At 60.8% G+C, this 18863-nt stretch carries 18 protein-coding genes; 16 read left to right on the top strand and 2 right to left on the bottom strand.

Annotation, left to right across the window (positions count from 1 at the left end):
- Positions 1-191 precede the first annotated feature (191 nt).
- The 10 genes from BLU63_RS17065 (at position 192) to BLU63_RS17020 (ending at position 9152) form a co-directional block, all read left to right on the top strand.
- Positions 192-1118, top strand: a complete 927-nt coding sequence (locus BLU63_RS17065; RefSeq protein WP_042933025.1) for a glutamate/aspartate ABC transporter substrate-binding protein — start codon at positions 192-194, stop codon at positions 1116-1118.
- Between the two features lie 192 nt (positions 1119-1310).
- Positions 1311-2057: an amino acid ABC transporter permease gene (locus BLU63_RS17060; RefSeq protein WP_010457703.1), complete on the top strand. Its 747-nt coding sequence runs from the start codon at positions 1311-1313 to the stop codon at positions 2055-2057.
- Positions 2057-2728, top strand: a complete 672-nt coding sequence (locus tag BLU63_RS17055) for an amino acid ABC transporter permease (RefSeq protein WP_010457704.1) — start codon at positions 2057-2059, stop codon at positions 2726-2728. Before BLU63_RS17060 ends, BLU63_RS17055 begins: the two co-directional genes overlap by 1 nt.
- The gene (locus tag BLU63_RS17050; RefSeq protein WP_010457705.1) at positions 2725-3459 is read left to right on the top strand and encodes an amino acid ABC transporter ATP-binding protein; all 735 of its coding nucleotides are present in this window, start codon (positions 2725-2727) and stop codon (positions 3457-3459) included. Before BLU63_RS17055 ends, BLU63_RS17050 begins: the two co-directional genes overlap by 4 nt.
- A 161-nt stretch (positions 3460-3620) precedes the next feature.
- On the top strand, positions 3621-5522 hold the full coding sequence (gene aauS, locus BLU63_RS17045) for a two-component sensor histidine kinase AauS (RefSeq protein ID WP_077749905.1): 1902 nt from the start codon (positions 3621-3623) through the stop codon (positions 5520-5522).
- Positions 5519-6847: a two-component response regulator AauR gene (gene aauR, locus BLU63_RS17040; RefSeq protein ID WP_010457707.1), complete on the top strand. Its 1329-nt coding sequence runs from the start codon at positions 5519-5521 to the stop codon at positions 6845-6847. Before aauS ends, aauR begins: the two co-directional genes overlap by 4 nt.
- 8 nt (positions 6848-6855) lie before the next feature.
- Entirely contained in the window at positions 6856-7185 is a 330-nt protein-coding gene (locus tag BLU63_RS17035) for a GlpM family protein (protein WP_169857921.1), read from the top strand.
- Positions 7186-7451: 266 nt separating this feature from the next.
- Positions 7452-8372, top strand: a complete 921-nt coding sequence (locus BLU63_RS17030; RefSeq protein WP_083375844.1) for an arginase family protein — start codon at positions 7452-7454, stop codon at positions 8370-8372.
- Positions 8369-8743 carry a DMT family transporter gene (locus BLU63_RS17025; RefSeq protein ID WP_083375843.1) on the top strand — a complete coding sequence of 125 codons (375 nt, stop codon included), beginning with the start codon at positions 8369-8371 and terminating at the stop codon, positions 8741-8743. Before BLU63_RS17030 ends, BLU63_RS17025 begins: the two co-directional genes overlap by 4 nt.
- A gap of 10 nt (positions 8744-8753) precedes the next feature.
- The gene (locus BLU63_RS17020; RefSeq protein ID WP_010457712.1) at positions 8754-9152 is read left to right on the top strand and encodes a DMT family transporter; all 399 of its coding nucleotides are present in this window, start codon (positions 8754-8756) and stop codon (positions 9150-9152) included.
- Between the two features lie 154 nt (positions 9153-9306).
- On the opposite strand, the gene BLU63_RS17015 is transcribed toward BLU63_RS17020, so the two are convergent.
- Complete coding sequence (locus BLU63_RS17015; RefSeq protein WP_083375842.1) at positions 9307-10068, bottom strand: MipA/OmpV family protein; 762 nt, start codon at positions 10066-10068, stop codon at positions 9307-9309.
- A gap of 220 nt (positions 10069-10288) precedes the next feature.
- On the opposite strand from BLU63_RS17015, the gene BLU63_RS17010 reads away from it, so the two are divergent.
- The 6 genes from BLU63_RS17010 to BLU63_RS16985 all read left to right on the top strand — a co-directional run bounded on the left by BLU63_RS17010 (position 10289) and on the right by BLU63_RS16985 (position 17713).
- Positions 10289-10987: an MtnX-like HAD-IB family phosphatase gene (locus BLU63_RS17010; protein WP_010457714.1), complete on the top strand. Its 699-nt coding sequence runs from the start codon at positions 10289-10291 to the stop codon at positions 10985-10987.
- Complete coding sequence (locus BLU63_RS17005; RefSeq protein WP_010457715.1) at positions 10980-12374, top strand: aspartate aminotransferase family protein; 1395 nt, start codon at positions 10980-10982, stop codon at positions 12372-12374. The genes BLU63_RS17010 and BLU63_RS17005 overlap by 8 nt, the downstream gene beginning before the upstream one ends.
- Positions 12371-13264: an alpha/beta hydrolase gene (locus BLU63_RS17000; protein WP_042932618.1), complete on the top strand. Its 894-nt coding sequence runs from the start codon at positions 12371-12373 to the stop codon at positions 13262-13264. The genes BLU63_RS17005 and BLU63_RS17000 overlap by 4 nt, the downstream gene beginning before the upstream one ends.
- A gap of 174 nt (positions 13265-13438) precedes the next feature.
- The gene (locus tag BLU63_RS16995; RefSeq protein WP_083375841.1) at positions 13439-14566 is read left to right on the top strand and encodes a GNAT family N-acetyltransferase; all 1128 of its coding nucleotides are present in this window, start codon (positions 13439-13441) and stop codon (positions 14564-14566) included.
- Complete coding sequence (locus BLU63_RS16990; RefSeq protein WP_083375840.1) at positions 14563-16335, top strand: sensor histidine kinase; 1773 nt, start codon at positions 14563-14565, stop codon at positions 16333-16335. Before BLU63_RS16995 ends, BLU63_RS16990 begins: the two co-directional genes overlap by 4 nt.
- A complete protein-coding gene (locus tag BLU63_RS16985) occupies positions 16325-17713 on the top strand; it encodes a sigma-54-dependent transcriptional regulator (RefSeq protein WP_083375839.1) in 1389 nt (462 codons plus the stop codon). The genes BLU63_RS16990 and BLU63_RS16985 overlap by 11 nt, the downstream gene beginning before the upstream one ends.
- A gap of 158 nt (positions 17714-17871) precedes the next feature.
- On the opposite strand, the gene BLU63_RS16980 is transcribed toward BLU63_RS16985, so the two are convergent.
- A complete protein-coding gene (locus BLU63_RS16980; protein ID WP_083377272.1) occupies positions 17872-18537 on the bottom strand; it encodes a DsbA family oxidoreductase in 666 nt (221 codons plus the stop codon).
- Positions 18538-18863 lie beyond the last annotated feature (326 nt).

Genomic DNA, 18863 nt, shown 5'->3' with positions numbered 1-18863 from the left:
AGAACGCCATAAATATTTAATCCCTTTATAAATCAATAACTTGATTTAACTCGCCTGGCCTGGCACGAGTCATGCTCTACACTCTTGGACGAATGTCTCTTGTGCACCCACTTCAGGAGCCGTCAGGCATTCGAAGCACAAAAGGGCCGATGAACTGGCTCCATAAAAAAAACAATGTCGAGGAAAATTTGATGCGCATCGTTCCCCATATCCTGGGCGCAGCCATTGCTGCCGCTCTGATTAGCACTCCAGTTTTCGCTGCCGAACTCACCGGCACACTGAAGAAGATCAAAGAGTCCGGTGTGATCACCCTCGGGCATCGTGACGCTTCCATCCCGTTTTCCTATATCGCTGATGCTTCCGGCAAACCGGTCGGCTACTCCCACGATATCCAGCTGAAAATCGTCGAAGCCATCAAGAAAGACCTGGACATGCCCAACCTCCAGGTCAAATACAACCTCGTGACCTCGCAAACCCGTATCCCGCTGGTGCAGAACGGCACCGTGGACGTCGAGTGCGGTTCCACCACCAATAACGTGGAACGTCAGCAGCAAGTTGCCTTTTCCGTCGGCATTTTCGAAATCGGTACGCGTCTTCTCTCCAAGAAAGACTCCGCGTACAAGGACTTCGGCGACCTGAAAGGCAAAAACGTCGTGACTACCGCGGGCACCACGTCCGAGCGCATCCTCAAGTCGATGAACGCCGACAAGCAGATGGGCATGAACGTCATCTCCGCCAAAGACCATGGCGAATCCTTCCAGATGCTGGAAACCGGCCGCGCCGTGGCTTTCATGATGGACGACGCCTTGCTGGCCGGTGAAGCAGCCAAAGCCAAGAAGGCGGATGACTGGGCCGTGACCGGTACTCCACAGTCCTACGAGATCTACGGCTGCATGGTTCGCAAAGGCGACGAGCCGTTCAAGAAGGCGGTGGATGACGCCATCAAGGCAACCTACGCTTCGGGCGAGATCAACAAGATCTACGAAAAATGGTTCATGCAGCCAATCCCGCCTAAAGGCCTGAACCTGAACTTCCCGATGAGCGACGAGCTCAAGGCCCTGATCGCCAATCCGACCGATAAAGCGGCTGACGACAAGCCTGTAGAAAAAAAGTCCTGAATTCTGACTAACCTTATCTCCTGAGAGGGCCACTGCCCTTTCAGGGGATAGTCACTCCCTGCTGGCATTTTTGGAAACACTCGAACCGGTGGCTGTCGAGCCGCTCGTGTGTGCCTGACCATCAGAGTCGGGCGGGAACGGAGCTTCCCCAGGCGGGCACTTGTACATCGAACGATCTGAGGGGAGACCCTAATGAATTACAACTGGGACTGGAGCGTGTTCTTCAAGTCCACCGGCGTGGGCAGTGAGATTTATCTCGACTGGTACCTCTCCGGTTTGGGCTGGACCATTGCCATCGCCGTCGCCGCCTGGATCATCGCGCTGCTGTTGGGCTCGATTCTGGGTGTCATGCGCACCGTGCCGAATCGCATCGTATCGGGCATCGCGACCTGCTACGTCGAACTCTTCCGTAATGTGCCGCTGCTGGTTCAGCTGTTCATCTGGTACTTCCTGGTGCCCGATCTGCTGCCGCAAAACCTGCAGGACTGGTACAAACAGGACCTGAACCCGACCACCTCGGCTTTCCTCAGCGTCGTCGTTTGCCTGGGCCTGTTCACCGCTGCTCGTGTATGCGAACAAGTGCGTACCGGCATCCAGGCGCTGCCTCGTGGCCAGGAAGCCGCCGCTCGCGCCATGGGTTTCAAACTGCCGCAGATCTACTGGAACGTGCTGCTGCCCCAGGCCTACCGGATCATCATTCCGCCGCTGACCTCGGAATTCCTGAACGTGTTCAAGAACTCCTCCGTGGCGTCGCTGATCGGCCTGATGGAGTTGCTCGCGCAGACCAAACAGACCGCCGAGTTCTCCGCCAACCTGTTCGAAGCGTTCACCCTGGCCACCCTGATCTACTTCACCCTGAACATGAGCCTGATGCTGCTGATGCGTGGGGTCGAGAAGAAAGTCGCCGTACCGGGCCTGATCTCCGTAGGGGGTAAATGATGGAATTCGACTTCTCGGGTATCGTTCCGTCCCTGCCGGGCTTGTGGAACGGCATGGTCATGACCCTGCAACTGATGGCGCTGGGCGTCGTCGGCGGGATCATCCTCGGCACCATCCTTGCGCTGTGCCGTCTGTCCCACAGCAAACTGCTGTCGAACCTGGCTGGCGCCTACGTCAACTATTTCCGTTCGATCCCGCTGCTGCTGGTCATCACCTGGTTCTACCTGGCGGTGCCGTTCGTGCTGCGCTGGATCACCGGCGAAGACACCCCGATCGGCGCGTTCGCCTCCTGCATCGTGGCCTTCATGATGTTCGAAGCGGCGTACTTCTGCGAAATCGTCCGGGCCGGCGTGCAGTCGATTCCCAAGGGCCAGATGGGTGCTGCCCAGGCTTTGGGCATGACGTATGGCCAGATGATGCGTTTGATCATCCTGCCGCAAGCGTTCCGCAAGATGACCCCGCTGCTGCTGCAACAGAGCATCATCCTGTTCCAGGACACTTCGCTGGTCTACGCGGTCGGCCTGGTGGACTTCCTCAATGCTTCCCGTGCCAGTGGCGACATCATCGGTCGCTCCAATGAGTTCCTGATCTTTGCAGGTCTCACGTACTTCACAATCAGCTTTGCCGCCTCGCTGCTGGTCAAGCGTCTGCAAAAAAGGTTTGCCGTATGATCTCTATCAAGCAAGTCAACAAGTGGTATGGCGACTTCCAGGTACTGACTGATTGCAGCACCGAGGTCAAAAAAGGCGAAGTGATCGTGGTGTGCGGGCCGTCCGGTTCCGGCAAATCCACCCTGATCAAATGCGTCAACGCCCTGGAACCGTTCCAGAAAGGCGACGTGGTGGTCGATGGCACGTCCATCGCCGACCCGAAGACCAACCTGCCGAAACTGCGTTCGCGCGTCGGCATGGTGTTCCAGCATTTCGAACTGTTCCCGCACCTGACCATCACCGAAAACCTGACCATTGCGCAGATCAAGGTGTTGGGCCGCAGCAAGGAAGAAGCCACCAAGAAAGGCCTGCAACTGCTTGAGCGCGTTGGCCTCTCGGCTCACGCCCACAAGCACCCGGGCCAGCTCTCCGGTGGCCAGCAACAGCGTGTGGCAATTGCCCGTGCGCTGGCGATGGACCCAATCGTCATGCTGTTCGACGAACCGACCTCGGCGCTGGACCCTGAAATGGTCAACGAAGTGCTCGACGTGATGGTGCAACTGGCCCACGAAGGCATGACCATGATGTGCGTGACCCACGAAATGGGCTTTGCCCGCAAAGTGGCGGATCGCGTGATTTTCATGGACCAGGGCAAAATCATCGAAGACTGCAAGAAAGAGGACTTCTTCGGCGATATCACCCACCGCGCCGAGCGTACACAGCACTTCCTTAACAAGATTCTGCAGCACTAAGTTCTACCACCGCCCCCCTGTGGGAGCGAGCCTGCTCGCGAAGACGGCTTAACAGTCAACATCGACATTGGCTGATCCACCGCCTTCGCGAGCAGGCCCGCTCCCACAAGGGTCCGCGGCGATTTACAAGTAAGTGTTGTGGTTGACCCAAGGCATCTGTGATGAAATGCGACCCCACTCTCTATCGCGCTGCGCCGCCATCACTCGCCGTGAAACCCCGTCTGATTCGCCATCTGTTCCTGCCCCCCCTGGTCATCGCCCTGATGATCGGATTGGGTTACCTCGGCTTCTGGGTCAGTGAGCACTACGGGATTCGCAGCCTCAGCGAGAACGGCCAGCGTCAGCTCGAACTGCACGCCCGCGCCGTCGAGAGCGAGATCAGCAAGTACACCTACCTGCCCAGCCTGCTGGAACTTGAATCCAGTGTTTCAAAACTGCTGGCCGACCCGTCACCGGAACACCGGCAGACGGTCAATGATTACCTCGAAGGCCTGAACCGGCGCAGCCGCAGTCGGGCCATCTACGTGATGGACACCACCGGCCGCGTCATGGCCACCAGCAACTGGCGCGATGTCGACAGTTACCTGGGCGAAGACCTGTCCTTTCGCGCCTATTTCCAGAACGCCGTGCGCGGTCAACCGGGGCGCTTCTACGGGATCGGCAGCACCAACGGCGAACCCGGTTACTACCTGGCCCACGGCCTGGAAGAACACGGCAAGATCATCGGCGTCGCGGTGGTCAAAGTCCGCCTGGAAGCCATGGAAGAACGCTGGCAGCGTGCGCGCCTCGAAGCCTTTGTCAGCGACGAGAACGGCATCATCATTCTGTCCAGCGATCCGGCACGACGGCTCAAATCGGTGGTTCCGTTGAGCGAAGAAACCAAGGAAAAACTGGCCCGCAGCCTGCAGTACTACTGGTTCCCGCTGAACGAATTGCAGCCACTGGCCCGGGAAAAACTGGCCGAAGGTGAAGAAAAACTGACCTTCCCCGCCAACAGTGAAGTGGAGTCAGACGAAGAGGACATCAGCTACCTCTCGCAGACCCGCCCCCTGAGCGACACCCCGTGGAACTTCACCCTGCTCACGCCGCTCCAGGATTTGCGCCGTGAAGCGATCAATCAAGGGATTCTGGTGGCAGTGGCGTTTGCCCTGGTGGCGTTCCTGCTGATTGCCTGGAACGAGCGGCGCAAGGTGATCGCCACCCGCCTCGCCGCCCGTGAAGCCCTGCAGCAAGCCAACAATCAACTGGAGCGTCGGATTACCGAACGCACCACGGATCTGCGCGCCAGCAACGAACGCCTCAAGGGGCAGATCCGCGAACGGCGTCAGGCTGAAGAGACGTTGCGCCGCGCCCAGGATGAGCTGGTGCAGGCCGGAAAACTCGCCGCCATCGGCCAGATGTCGACCAGCATCGCCCACGAACTGAACCAGCCGCTGGCGGCGCTGCGCACCTTGTCCGGCAATACCGTGCGCTTTCTCGAACGCGGTCAACTGGACGTGGCCAGCACCAACCTGAAGACCATCAACGAATTGATCGACCGCATGGGCCGGATCACCGCCAGCCTGCGCTCCTTCGCCCGTCGCGGTGACGACAAGGGCCAGGCGTGCCTTGGCAAAGCGGTAGATGCCGCGTTGCAACTGCTGGGAGGTCGCGTGGAAAGTGTCCATCTGCAACTGCATCGTGACTTCAAAGACGTGCAGGTGCAGATCGACCAGACCCGTCTCGAGCAGATCCTGGTCAACCTGATCGGCAATGCCCTCGATGCCATGCAGGCACAACCGTTGCCCGAGTTGTGGCTGGAAGGCGAAGCATTTGATGGCAAATATCGCCTGCGCGTGCGCGACAACGGCCACGGTATCGACGCCGAAGCACGCAAGCATTTGTTCGAACCGTTCTTCACCACCAAACCCGGCGAACAAGGCCTGGGCCTGGGCCTGACACTTTCCGCCAGTCTGGCCGCCGCCACCGGCGGGCACCTGGGTGTCGAACACCCGGCCAGCGGTGGCACCACCTTCGTCCTCAGTTTACCGTTGGTAAGCCCCACTCACGCCGAGCCAATATGAACAACGACCTTAGTGTGCTGATCGTCGAAGACGACCCCCATGTGCTGCTCGGCTGCCAACAGGCGCTGACCCTGGAAGACATTCCCTGCGTGGGCGTGGGCAGCGCCGAAGAAGCGCTGGAGCGGGTTGGCGACAATTTTGCCGGCATCGTCATCAGCGACATCCGTCTGCCGGGCATCGATGGCCTGGAACTGCTGACCCGGCTCAAGGCCCGCGATCGTAGCTTGCCGGTGGTGCTGATCACCGGCCACGGCGACATCTCCATGGCCGTCGGCGCAATGCAGAAAGGCGCCTATGACTTCATGGAGAAACCTTTCTCCCCGGAACGCCTGGTGGACGTCGCCCGCCGCGCGCTGGAGCAACGCAGCCTGGCCCGGGAAGTGTCTTCGTTGCGCCGGCAACTGGCGGAGCGCGATTCCCTCGAAGGTCGGATCATCGGCCGCTCGCCGGCCATGCAGAACCTGCGCGAACTGATCGCCAACGTCGCCGATACCTCGGCCAACGTGCTGATCGAAGGCGAAACCGGCACCGGCAAGGAATTGGTTGCGCGCTGCCTGCACGACTTCAGTCGCCGCCACACCAAGCAATTCGTCGCGCTGAACTGCGGCGGCCTGCCGGAGAACCTGTTCGAAAGCGAGATCTTCGGCCATGAAGCCAACGCGTTCACCGGCGCCGGTAAACGACGGATCGGCAAGATCGAACACGCCGACGGCGGCACGCTGTTCCTGGATGAAGTCGAAAGCATGCCCCTGCCCTTGCAGATCAAACTGCTGCGGGTGTTGCAGGAGCGCACCCTCGAACGCCTGGGTTCGAACCAGAGCGTGGCCGTGGATTGCCGGGTGATTGCCGCGACCAAGTCCGACCTCGACGAGTCGAGCAAGGCCGGCGAGTTTCGTAGCGACCTGTATTACCGCTTGAACGTGGTGACCCTCGAATTGCCGCCGTTGCGCGAACGTCGCGAAGACATCCTGCAACTGTTCGAACACTTCCTGCAGCAGTCGTCCCTGCGCTTCGACCGCGCCGTGCCGGAACTGGACAACCAGACCCTGTCGAACCTGATGAGCCACGACTGGCCGGGCAACGTGCGCGAACTGCGCAACGTCGCCGAGCGTTTTGCCCTTGGCCTGCCGGCCTTCAAGAAATCCGGCACCAGTGGCAGTAATCAGGGTCTGGCCTTCGCCGAAGCAGTGGAAGCGTTCGAACGCAACCTGCTCAGCGACGCCTTGCAACGCAGCGGCGGCAACCTGACCCAGGCCAGCCTGGAACTGGGAATGGCCAAGACCACGCTGTTCGACAAAGTGAAGAAATACGGGCTGAGCCACTGATGGACCTGATCCTCAAAGCAGCGCTGGGGGCGGCGGTGGTCGTCATCCTCGCCGCACTGGCCAAGACCCGAAACTATTACATCGCAGGCCTGGTGCCGCTGTTTCCGACCTTTGCGCTGATTGCGCATTACATCGTCGGCAAGGGGCGTTCGCTGGAGGATTTAAAGACCACCATCGTGTTCGGGATGTGGTCGATCATTCCGTACTTTGTTTACCTGGCGACGTTGTACGTGATGGTCGACCGGATGCGGCTTGAAGCGTCGCTCGCCATCGCGGCAGTGGCGTGGCTGATGGCGGCCACCGTACTCGTCACCGTCTGGGTCCGCCTCCACGCTTGACCATCCCCCCCTGTGGCGAGGGAGCTTGCTCCCGCTGGGTTGCGAAGCAACCCCATTACCTGCAATCGAGTTTCAGCAGAAAAACCTCCTTGACCGCTTAGGGGCTGCTTCGCAGTCCAGCGGGAGCAAGCTCCTCGCCATAATGAATTTCAGTGCAGCAGACGGCTGGCCCGCCCCTTGCATTTACCCCCAAAAGCCCCCTCGGCCGGCGTTCATGATGGATGAAGCCGGTGTCTGGGAGGGTCTGCCAAGGGTGAATTGCGACCTTGAACATTTTAGATCTCGACCACAGCCTGACGGCCCAGGCGCCCATCTCGCGGCTGCTGGAAAGCGGCCGTGCCAAACGCCTCGACTTGCTCGACCTCGGCCCGAAACTGCGGCTGTGGTCCAGCGAACGGACCTGGCGGCGGTTCGCCGAACGCTTGCAGCAACGGCCCCGGCACAGCGGCCCGCAACCGGAAATCTTCTTCGTCGGTTCCGGTGATTACCACCATCTGACCCCGGCATTTCTGACTGATTTGCCCGAGCCGGCAAGCCTGATTCACTTCGACAACCACCCCGACTGGGTCCGCTTCGCCCCCCGTCGGCATTGCGGTTCGTGGGTCAATCAGGCACTGAAACTGCCGAACATCCAGCGCATCGTCACCCTCGGCCCGTGCAGCGACGACCTGCAGAATCCACAGCTCAAGGGCGGCAATGTCCGGGCGCTCAAACGCGGCGTGTTGCAGCTATTTCCGTGGCAGCGCCCGCCCTCGAAAGTGTGGGGCCGGGTCGGTGACGGCGCTGGCCATCGGCAGCAGGAAAACCTGCTGCACTGGCGCAATCTGGCGGAGCTCGACTGGCCGGTGTTTCTCGAACAGATGATCGCCAGCCTGCCCACCCGCGCAGTGTGGATCACCCTCGACAAAGACGTGTTGGCCTGCGAAGACGCGGCGACCAATTGGGACCAGGGCGGCATGCGCTTGAGCCACTTGCTGCAAGCCATCAGAGCCTTGGCGGCCAGCAAGCGAATCCTCGGCATCGACATCTGCGGCGAGTACGCCCGACCGGCCTTCAGCAACGCCCTCAAGCGCTGGGAAGCCAAGTCGGACCAGCCCCCGGCCGAACGCTGGAGCGAAGCGGATCTGCTGCGCAACGCGACGACCAACCAGGCGTTGATCGATCTGTTCGAGGAGTTGTTTCCATGACCTTCACCGTGATTGTGCTGGTGGCGTTTTCCATTGTGCTGGACGTCATCGGCCAGCTCTGTTTCAAGCTCGGCCTGGATCGTTTACCGGCGCTCGAAGGCGGGTTTCGCCTGAATGCGTTCTGGGGCCAGGTATTCAACGCGCCGCTGCTGTGGTGCGGGATCGGCGCCTACGTAATCGAATTTTTCGTCTGGCTCGAAGCCCTGTCCCGGGCGCCGCTGAGCCTGTTGTTTCCAGCGGCGGCGCTGGCGTACTGCGGCGTGGTGCTGGCCGGCAAACTGATCCTCGGCGAGACCGTCAGCCGGCGGCGCTGGCTCGGCACTTTAGTGATTACGGCGGGCGTGATGCTCGTGTGTGTCACCCATGCATGAGGCTCAAGCGATGATCAGGAACAAGACCGACTGGCTGCATGAACGCCTCGGTACGGTGGTGCTGTGGGCGTTGTTGATCGGGTTTGAAAGCGCCGGCCAGATCGCCACCAAGGTCGGTGGAGATCAGCTGGGGCAGATGGATTTCAACCTGCAATGGCTGCTGGCTGTGGCGGTCAATCCCGGGGTGTGGTTTGCGATTGCCTGCTACATCGGCGCGTTTTTCGTGTGGATGCTGATTTTGCGGCGCAGCAGTCTGTCCCTGGCGTTCCCGCTCAGTTCGCTGGTATTTGTCGGGGTGTTGCTCGGTTCGTGGCTGGGGCTGGGCGAGCAGATCAGCGTGCTGCACTGGGTGGGGGTGGCGGTGATCATGGGCGGGATTGCGTTGCTGGCCGAAGGCGAAGAAACCTGAAAATCACCGCAATTCCTGTGGCGAGGGAGCTTGCTCCCGTTCGGCTGCGCAGCAGTCGTAAAACAGGCTGGCGAGGTATTTCTGGAAGGATGACTTGCCAAGTTTGGGGGCCGCTTCGCGACCCAGCGGGAGCAAGCTCCCTCGCCACAAGTGCTTAGTTGAACTTGTAGGCCAGTGCCGCCTGCACTTCCCCTTGGTTGGTCTCACCGAGCTCTTTGACAAGGCTGCTGTCCGCCGCAGAACCCGTCAGGTGAATCCAGCTCGCGCTGGTCAACAACGACCACTGCGGCGCCAGCGGAAACTCGAAACTCTGAGTCAACGCCACATTCTGCAAACCACCGCCCGCGTTGTACGGCCGAATCCCCGAGGCTTGTGACTCATTGGCACTGACGCCGAAGAAAGTCTGACTCTGCCGCGCATCCGCAAAATGCGCGGTCAGACCGGAGCTCCCAATCACCCCGCCACCCAGTGGATAACCCACCTCCCCGCCAACACGCCCCAACACCCCGCCCTGGCCGCCGCGCCCTCCAACCGCTTGCCCGACCGAGGCAAACACCCGCCAGAAATCAGCCGGCGCGTACTGCACAAAACCGCCCACCTCGCCCATGTCCGGCACATCGCGCAACCCCTGCAGTTCGCCGTTGGACGTGCGCCCCGGCAGGTAATTCACGAACGGTCCGGCGCTGAAACCCTTGGTGTTCAACGCGTCCCAGGTCAGCCCGTCGTCCGTACTGAGGCTGACATTGCCCCAATCCAGATCGAGGTAAGGCACCGGCCGGGTTTCGTAGCGGCTACCGGTCGGATCGTGGGGCTGATAGCTGAGGCCAGCCCCCGCCTCACCGGTGATGCCGTTCGCTGAAACGCTGGCCGAAAGGCACGTCAGCGCGGCAAATAGAACAACAGTAATCCTCGACATGAGGCCATTCCTTGAACTGGATGTGCGCGCATCAATCCCCGAATCGCCCCTCTCGCGCAAGCACTCATGTTGTTTGTAGCGACCTACAAAAATTGTAGCTTCACCGCCATCCACACCCGCCTGAACCCCAGCCCCGCTGGGCCAAACCCGGTTGGCACAGTCCCTGCTCTACCCCCTTGGCAAGCGCAAACAGCGCCTCCTGCCAAGATAGGTACAACAGATGATTGACTGGCATATCGTGTGTGATTTCGACGGGACCATCACCCGCACCGACGTGATCGACAGCATCCTCCAACGGTTCGCCGACCCGAGCTGGGAAGCGATCGAAAACGAGTGGCTGGCGGGTGACATCGGTTCCCGTGAATGCCTCAGCCGCCAGCTCTCGCTGGTCAAGGCCACACCGGGCGAACTGCTCGGGTTCTTCGACACCATCGAGATCGACCCGGACTTCCCTGACTTCGTCGACCACGTCATCGGCCTCGGCGCTTCGCTTGAAGTGGTCAGCGACGGCATCGAGCAAGGCATTGCACGGATCCTGGCGCGCCACTACGTCAGCCTTTTGCCGATCCTCGCCAACCGCCTGCGGCAGCTCGACCACCAGAGCTGGCGCATCGACTTCCCTCACGCAAGCGATGCCTGCCGCGCCGCGTCCGGCAACTGTAAATGCAAATCCACCCCCAGCGCCAAACGGGTGCTGGTGATCGGCGACGGGCAGTCCGACATGTGCGTGGCCGCCACCGCCGATTTCGTATTCGCCAAGGATCGCCTGGCCGAGCACTGCGAGCGCAACGGCATCGCCTACGCCCGCTTCGACAGCTTCGCCGATCTGCCTGCGTTGCTCGCCCTGCTGCCAAGCGCCAGCGCCGCCAACGCCACCTCTTTCAACGTAGAAACACAGGAACGCTTCCACCATGTCTGATATTCGAATCGCCACACCTGAAGACCAGGTCCTTCTGGATAAAGAAGCCAAGTACTGCTCCTACGGCGACACCGTTCACTACATCGATCCGCCGCGCATTTTCAGCCGCTGCGAAGGCTCCTACGTCTGGGACACCGAAGACCAGGCCTACCTCGACCTGCAAATGTGGTACTCGGCGGTCAACTTCGGTTATGCCAACCCGCGCCTGAACAATGCGCTGAAACAGCAGATAGACACCCTGCCGCAGATTGCCAGCCAGTACCTGCACAAGGGCAAGATCGAGCTCTCGGAAATGATCGCCGTGGACGCGAAAAAGAAGTTCGGCCTCGACGGCCGGGTGCACTTCAACGTCGGCGGTTCGCAGTCCATCGAGGACTCGCTGAAAGTCGTGCGTAACGCCACCAATGGCAAAAGCCTGATGTTCGCCTTCGAGGGCGGTTACCACGGTCGCACCCTCGGTGCGTCGTCGATCACCTCCAGCTACCGCTATCGCCGCCGCTACGGCCACTTCGGCGAGCGCGCCAATTTCATCCCGTTCCCGTATCACTTCCGGGGCCCGAAAGGCATGACCAAGGAAGAGTACGGCAGCCATTGCGTGCAGCAATTCGCCCGCCTGTTCGAGACCGAATACAACGGCGTCTGGGACCCGAAAGTCGGCCAGAGCGAATACGCCGCGTTCTACGTCGAGCCGATCCAGGGCACCGGCGGTTACGTGATTCCGCCGATGAATTTCTACAGCGAACTCAAGCATGTGCTGGACCAGCACGGCATTTTAATGGTGGTCGATGAAATCCAGATGGGCTTCTGGCGCACCGGCAAGCTGTGGTCGATTGAGCACTTCGATGTCAAACCGGACGTCATCGTCTTCGGTAAAGCCTTGACCAACGGTCTCAACCCATTGGGCGGCATCTGGGCCAGGGAAGAGCTGATCAACCCGAAAATCTTCCCGCCAGGCTCGACCCACTCGACCTTCGCCTCCAATCCGCTGGGCACGGCGGTCGGCCTGGAAATGTTCAAGATGACCAGCGAAGTCGATTACGGCAAGAGGGTCATGAACAAGGGCAAATACTTCCTCGAAGGCTTGAAAGACTTGCAGAAACGCTACCCGATCATCGGCGACGTCGATGGCCTGGGCCTGGCACTGCGTTGTGAAATCTGCGGGCCGGACGGCTTTACGCCGGACAAGGCAACGCTCGACTTCATGGTCGAAGAAGGCATGAAAGGTGACATCGAAATTGACGGCAAACGCCTGGGCCTGATCCTCGATGTGGGCGGTTACTACAAGAACGTGATCACCCTCGCGCCGTCGCTGGAAATCAGCTACCCGGAGATCGACCTCGGCATCGCGCTGCTCGACCGTCTGCTTGATCGGGCGATGAAACGATGAACCCCTCTTTTTCAAGGGCAGACGAGATCGACATGGGCGAAGGCAGCGCCGGTTTCGTTCTCGGCAACGGCGAGGTCGCGGTGTTGTTGATCCACGGCCTCACCGGCACGCCGACCGAATTGCGACGGGTCGCGATGGGCCTGGCCAAGGCCGGCTGCACGGTCTATGTGCCGACCCTGGCCGGCCACTGCGGGGACAACGCCGACCTGCAAGCCACCGGTTGGCACGACTGGTACGAGAGCGCGCGCAACACCTTCGTTGGTGTGCGACGCAAGCATGAGCATGTGTTCGTCGGTGGCTTGTCGATGGGCGCGGTGCTGGCGATGTACCTGGCGGCCGAGCATCCGGGGCAGATCAAAGGCTTGCTGCTGTATTCGACCACCCTGCGCTACGACGGCTGGAACATGCCTTGGGTCGCCAAACTGAGCAGCCTGGTGATGTCGATTCCGTTTGGCGTGCACCTGTGCCGCTTCAACGAAAAATCACCGTTCGGCATCAAGGACGAACGCTTGCGCGCCATTGTCGAACGGCAGATGAAGGCCGGTGAAAGCGCCAATGCCGGATTGCTGACCATGTCCGGCGTGAGTGTCCGGGAACTGCATCGATTGGTGGCCGCGGTGAAAAAGCGCATGCCGCAGATCACCACCCAGGCGCTGGTGCTGCACTCACGGGAAGACGACATCACCAGCCGCTGGAACGCCGACTATGTCGAACGCAAACTCGGCGGCCCGGTAGTGAAAGTCCTGCTCGACGATTGCTATCACATGATCACCGTCGACCTGCAATACCGCCGGGTCGTGGAGCTGAGTGCGGACTTCATCCAGCACCGGTTCATGCAACAAGTCACCGCCCCGCAACCCATGCGCCAGGACTATCGGCAACTGGCCTGAACACATTTGAAGAAGCTACGCATGCCCACCCTGTTACCCACCATGGCAGCCGTCCCCCAACCCCTGTAGGAGCGAGCCTGCTCGCGATGCACTCAAGAGCGCCGCGTTTCTTCTGTAACCCCACGTTATCGTTAACGACCATCGCGAGCAGGCTCGCTCCTACAAGGAAACGATGTGATCACTGCCCTTGCCTATTCAACCATCGAAGCCATCGACCGCAGTGCCTGGAATGCCTGTTTCCCCGGCGAACTGGAGGACTGGGATTATTACCGGGCCGTTGAACAGGCAGGCATTGCGGATTTCCGGTGGCGCTATCTGGCGCTGTACGAAGACGAGGTGTTGGTCGCGGCGGCAGTGGCATTCACCACCGCGTATTCGCTGGACACCACGGTTCAGGGACCGGGTAAACGCGTCACCGAGCAGTTGCGCCGCTGGTGGCCGGGGCTGTTGGACGTCCGCTTGTACGCCCTCGGTTCGCCGGTGGCCGAGCAATGCCATGTGGGGACCGCACGCCAGATCGACCCCGCACGGCGTCCGGCCTTGCTTGAGCAATTGTTAATCCTGGCGCGCAACGACGCCGACCAGGCCGGAATCGGTCTGCTGGCGGTCAAGGACGCGTCCCATCGCGATCCACAGTGGTTGCAGGTGTGCCAGGCGGCCGGTCTGCAAAGCATGCCCGGCCTGCCCAGCGCCGAACTGCCGATCCGTTTTGGCTCCGTGGACGCTTACCTCGGCACGCTCGGCAAATCCACCCGTAAAGACCTGCGCCGCACGTTGCGCGCGCAAGGTCCGCGCATCGAATGGCGGCGCGCTGTGGAAGACCTGCTCCCACACATGATGGCGCTTTACGAAGCCACCCTTTCACGCAGCGACCTGACCTTTGAACGCTTGCCATCGGACTACTTCCGCCAAGTCCTCGAATACCTCGATGAACGCGCCGCGTGCGTGCTGTACTGGGTCGGCGATGAGCTGGTAGCGTTCAACCTCGTGCTGCTGGACGAGCAACGCCTGGTCGACAAATTCTTCGCCCATGACCTGACCCGGACCCGCGAGCACAATCTGTACGTGCGCAGCTGGCTGGCCAATGTCGACTACTGTATTGAACACGGCATCCCGATCTATGCGTGCGGTCAGGCCGGCTATGCCAGTAAGCTGCGCCTGGGTTGCTCGTTCACCGGCAACACCGTGTTTTTCCGCCATCGCAACCGAGTGCTCGACGGTCTGTTGCGACTGGTGAAAATGTTCATTCGACCGGACCGCTCCGACCCTGCCATGGCTGCTGCATTAAGCGAAACTTCATGATCAAAAACCGCCCCGCCACCGCCCGACCTTTCGCCCTCTCCGGATGGAGCCTGCAGCGCAAACTGGTGTTGGCGTTCTGGCTGGTCAGCGTGATTCCGACCATGATCGCCGCAGAACTGGCGGCCACCACCCTGTCGCAGATTTTCGACAGCAACGTGCGGATCTGGCTGCAGGAATCGACCCAGATCGTCGAGGACGAGATCACCGAGATCCGCCGGGATAACGCCCGGGCCGCGCAGTTGTTCCTGCGCTACACCCGCCCGCCGACGGACCGGTTATCGAGCAAACACGACAAACTGACCACCGACATCGCCGATTCCATGGGTATCGACGTGGTGGCGCTGGTGCGCAACAGCGATCACAAAGTGGTGTTCAGCACCGCCGCCGATGACATCGTCCGGCAGATCAGCACCGAGTCCAAGGCGTTGTTGCAGACCCTGCAAGTCGGCGGCATCCCCACCGGCACGGTGGTCTCGACCTTCGAGACCGATCAGGACGGCGTCGACTACAAACTGTTGATCGCCACCTACCTGGACAGCAGTTTCCTCACCAGCGTCGCCGATGTGCACTCCCTCGACCTGCGCCTGTACCTGGCCAAGGCCGATGACTTCTCGGAGATCTTTTCCACCCAGCGCTTCGAAGATCACCCGGCGGCGGTACCGGAAAAAATCGAACAGACCCTGCGCAGCACCAAGCAGCCGATCGAACAATTCACCAATCGCTACAGCGGCATCTACCGGCCGATCCTCAATGAAAGCGGTGAGCTGCAAGGCGTGATTTTCAGCGGTCTGCTGCGCCACACCAGCCTGGTCGGGCTGGTGAACCAGAGCAACCTGTTCATCCTGATTTTCCTGCTCAGCTCGGCGGCGTCCCTGGCGGTCGGCTGGATTGTTTCGCAACGCCTGACCAAGCCGTTGCGCGGGTTGTCCAAAGGCGTGCAAGCGGTGATTGCCGGGGATTACCGCCAACGCCTGGCGGTCACCGGCGGCGACGAACTGGCGGAATTGAGCAGCACCTTCAACCACATGAGCGAACGCCTCGGCGAGTTGCAGCACCTGGAATCGCAACTGCGCCGCCGCGACCGTCTGCATGCCCTGGGTGAAGTCGCCATGGGCCTGGCCCATGAAATCCGCAACCCGCTGGGCATCATCAAGACAGCCACGCAACTGCTGCACCGGCGCGCCGATTTGCCCGAGACCGACAAGCGTCACCTGGAATACGTGGTCAGCGAAGTCAGCCGCATCAACGACCTGATCACCGATTTCCTCGACTTCGCCAAGCCCAGCGCGCCGATGCGTTCGACCCAGGCGGCGCGGCCGCTGGTGGATGACCTGGTCGGCTTCTGCGCCCCGGAGCTGGCCAGCCATAACATCGATGTGCACATCGACGATCAGGCCCCCGGCGCGCCCCTTCATGTCGACGCGCGGCAACTCAAGCAGGCCGGCCTGAACCTGATCGTCAACGCCATCGACGCCATGCCCGACGGTGGACGGCTGACCGTGGCGATCAGCAGCGAATCGCCGTACACCGTAATCAGCATCAGCGACACCGGCCAGGGCATCGAACCGGATATGCTCGAACGGATCTTCACGCCGTTCGTCACCACCAAGGCTTCGGGTACCGGCCTGGGGCTGGCGAAGGTGTTCTCGATCATGGAAGGTCATGACGGGCGCATCGAATGCGTCAGTGAAAAAGATGCCGGGACCACCTTCACGCTGTACATTCCGGCCAACGGTGAAGACTTCGACGAGGGCAGCGATGACACATAACGTACTGGTGGTGGACGACGAGCCCAAGCTCTGCGACTTGCTGGCATCGGCCCTGGGTCAGAACAGCATCCAGGTGTTCACCGCCGGCAACGGCTTGCACGCGCTCAAGGTGCTGGAGTGCGAGGACATTGACCTGGTGATCAGCGACTGGCGCATGCCCGGCATGGACGGCCCGCAGTTGCTGGCGGAAATCAAAAGCCGTTTTCCGCAGCTGCCGGTGATCGTCATGACCGCCTACAGCACGGTGAAAAACGCCGTGCAGTCGATGCGCAACGGCGCCTTCGACTACATCGCCAAGCCGTTCGACATCGACGAACTGGACATCACCGTCAGCAAGGCCCTGCAATTTCGCGACATCCTCAAAGACAACCAGCGCATGCGTGCCGAGCTCGATGAGCATCAGCAGATTGACAGCCTGATCGGCGACAGCCCGAGTTTTCGCCGGGTGCTGCACGCCATCGATTCCGTGCGCGAAAGCAACGCGACGATTCTGCTGACCGGCGAAAGCGGCACCGGCAAGGAAATGGTCGCCCGGGCGATACACAAACACGGTAACCGCGCTGACAAACCGTTTGTGGCGGTGAACTGTGCGGCGATCCCGGAAGGGTTGCTGGAAAGCGAAATGTTCGGTCACCGCAAAGGCGCGTTTACCGGCGCCGTGGCGGATCGCGTCGGGCGCTTCATGCAGGCTGACAAAGGCACGTTGTTCCTTGATGAAATCGGCGAAATGCCGCTGGCCTTGCAGGCGAAAATCCTCCGGGCCTTGCAGGAACGGGTGATCGAGCCGGTGGGCGATCCGCGCGAGCGCAAGGTCGATGTGCGGGTGATTGCCGCGACCAACAAGAACCTGCTGGACGCGGTGGCCAACAGGGAGTTTCGCGAGGACCTTTATTACCGCCTCAATGTGTTCCCGATTCCCTTGCCGGCCCTGCGCGAACGTGTGGAAGACATCGCGCCGCTGGCCAGGCATTTTGCCCACACCCTGGGCGCCACGGCAGGCAAGCGTTTTACCGGATTCAGCGCGGAAGCCTTGCAGGCCATGGCCCATTATTCGTGGCCAGGGAATATTCGTGAGCTGCAGAACTGCGTGGAACGAGCGACGATTGTCGCGTCGGGGGCGGTGATTGAAGAGGAAGATTTGCCGGCGTATCTGTTTGCCTCAAATGCCGGCACCAGCGGTGCGCTGGTCACCGAAGGCAGCGTGCCGGCGGATCTGGAAGCGGCGTTGGCGGAGGTCGAGAAGGCTTACATTCTGGCGGCGCTGGCGCAGAGCAATGGTGTACAGGCTGCGGCGGCGCAGTTGATCGGGATCTCCGAGCGCAGCTTCTGGTATCGCCTGAAGAAACTGGGCATCCACGTCGACAAAATCGTCAGGTAACCGCTCCCCCCTGTGGCGAGGGAGCTTGCTCCCGCTCGGCTGCGCAGCAGTCGTAAATCCAGCGAATGCGGTCAGCCTGGCTACAACGGTGCTGACATTGGGGCCGCTTCGCAGCCCAGCGGGAGCAAGCTCCCTCGCCACAGAAGCACTCCCGGTAATTAGCTCACGGTCCCGCCCTTCGATTCACTCATGATCTGCCGAATCGCCCCGACAAAGGTCTCGACCGGCTGCCCGCCCGTCACCGCGTACTGCCCGTTGAACACCACCGTCGGCACCGAACTCACCCCGCGCGCCAGCCACAACTTCTCTTCTTTGAGCACCTCTGTGGCGAATTCATCGGACGCCAGAATCGCCTCCGCCCGCTGCCGATCCAGCCCCACGCTTTCAGCCATCAGCGCCAACTGCTTGTGATCCGACGGATTGCCGCCCTCAGTGAAATAAGCCTTGAACAGCGCTTCCTTCAGATTGAACTGCAACCCTTCCAACCCCGCCCAAAACAACAACCGATGCGCATCAAAGGTGTTGTAGATGCGGCTGTTGCCATCAGTGCGAAACGCGAACCCGACCTCGGCCCCACGGGCGCGGATCATCTCGCGATTCTTCTGCGACTGCTCCGGGGTCGAGCCGTACTTTTCAGTGATGTGTTCGGTGATGTTCTGCCCTTCCGGCCCCATTTTCGGGTTCAGTTCGAACGGCTGGAAACGGATCTCGGCCTGGACCTCATCGCCCAGCAAATCCAGGGCCCGGGTCAGGCCATACAGACCGACCACGCACCATGGGCAGGACACGTCGCTGACGAAATCGATTTTCAGGGGGGTACTCATCATTCACCTCGCAGGCTTGGATCGCGCGGAAAGCTGGAACAATACACCCGAAGACTGGCGCGCGCAGGTCCCTTGTAGGAGCGAGCCTGCTCGCGATTGCGGTCTGACATTCAACATTGATGTTGACTGATACACCGCCATCGCGAGCAGGCTCACTCCTACAGGGATCGGGGGTGTTTGGGAGGGGGTGTTTAGTTCTGTTTAAGGTTACTTCCTGAAAGCTACAGCGCCTTGCGCCGTCGCCTACAACAACGTCAGAATCCGCTGGCTTGTGCGCCTGGGTGGCCGTCGGTAACTTGGTTCGTGTCACTGATTCCCAGTGATCG

Origin of the sequence: Pseudomonas mandelii, from assembly GCF_900106065.1 — a bacterium.
Classification (GTDB): domain Bacteria; phylum Pseudomonadota; class Gammaproteobacteria; order Pseudomonadales; family Pseudomonadaceae; genus Aquipseudomonas; species Aquipseudomonas mandelii.
This window is presented reverse-complemented; position numbering and strand designations above follow the sequence as displayed.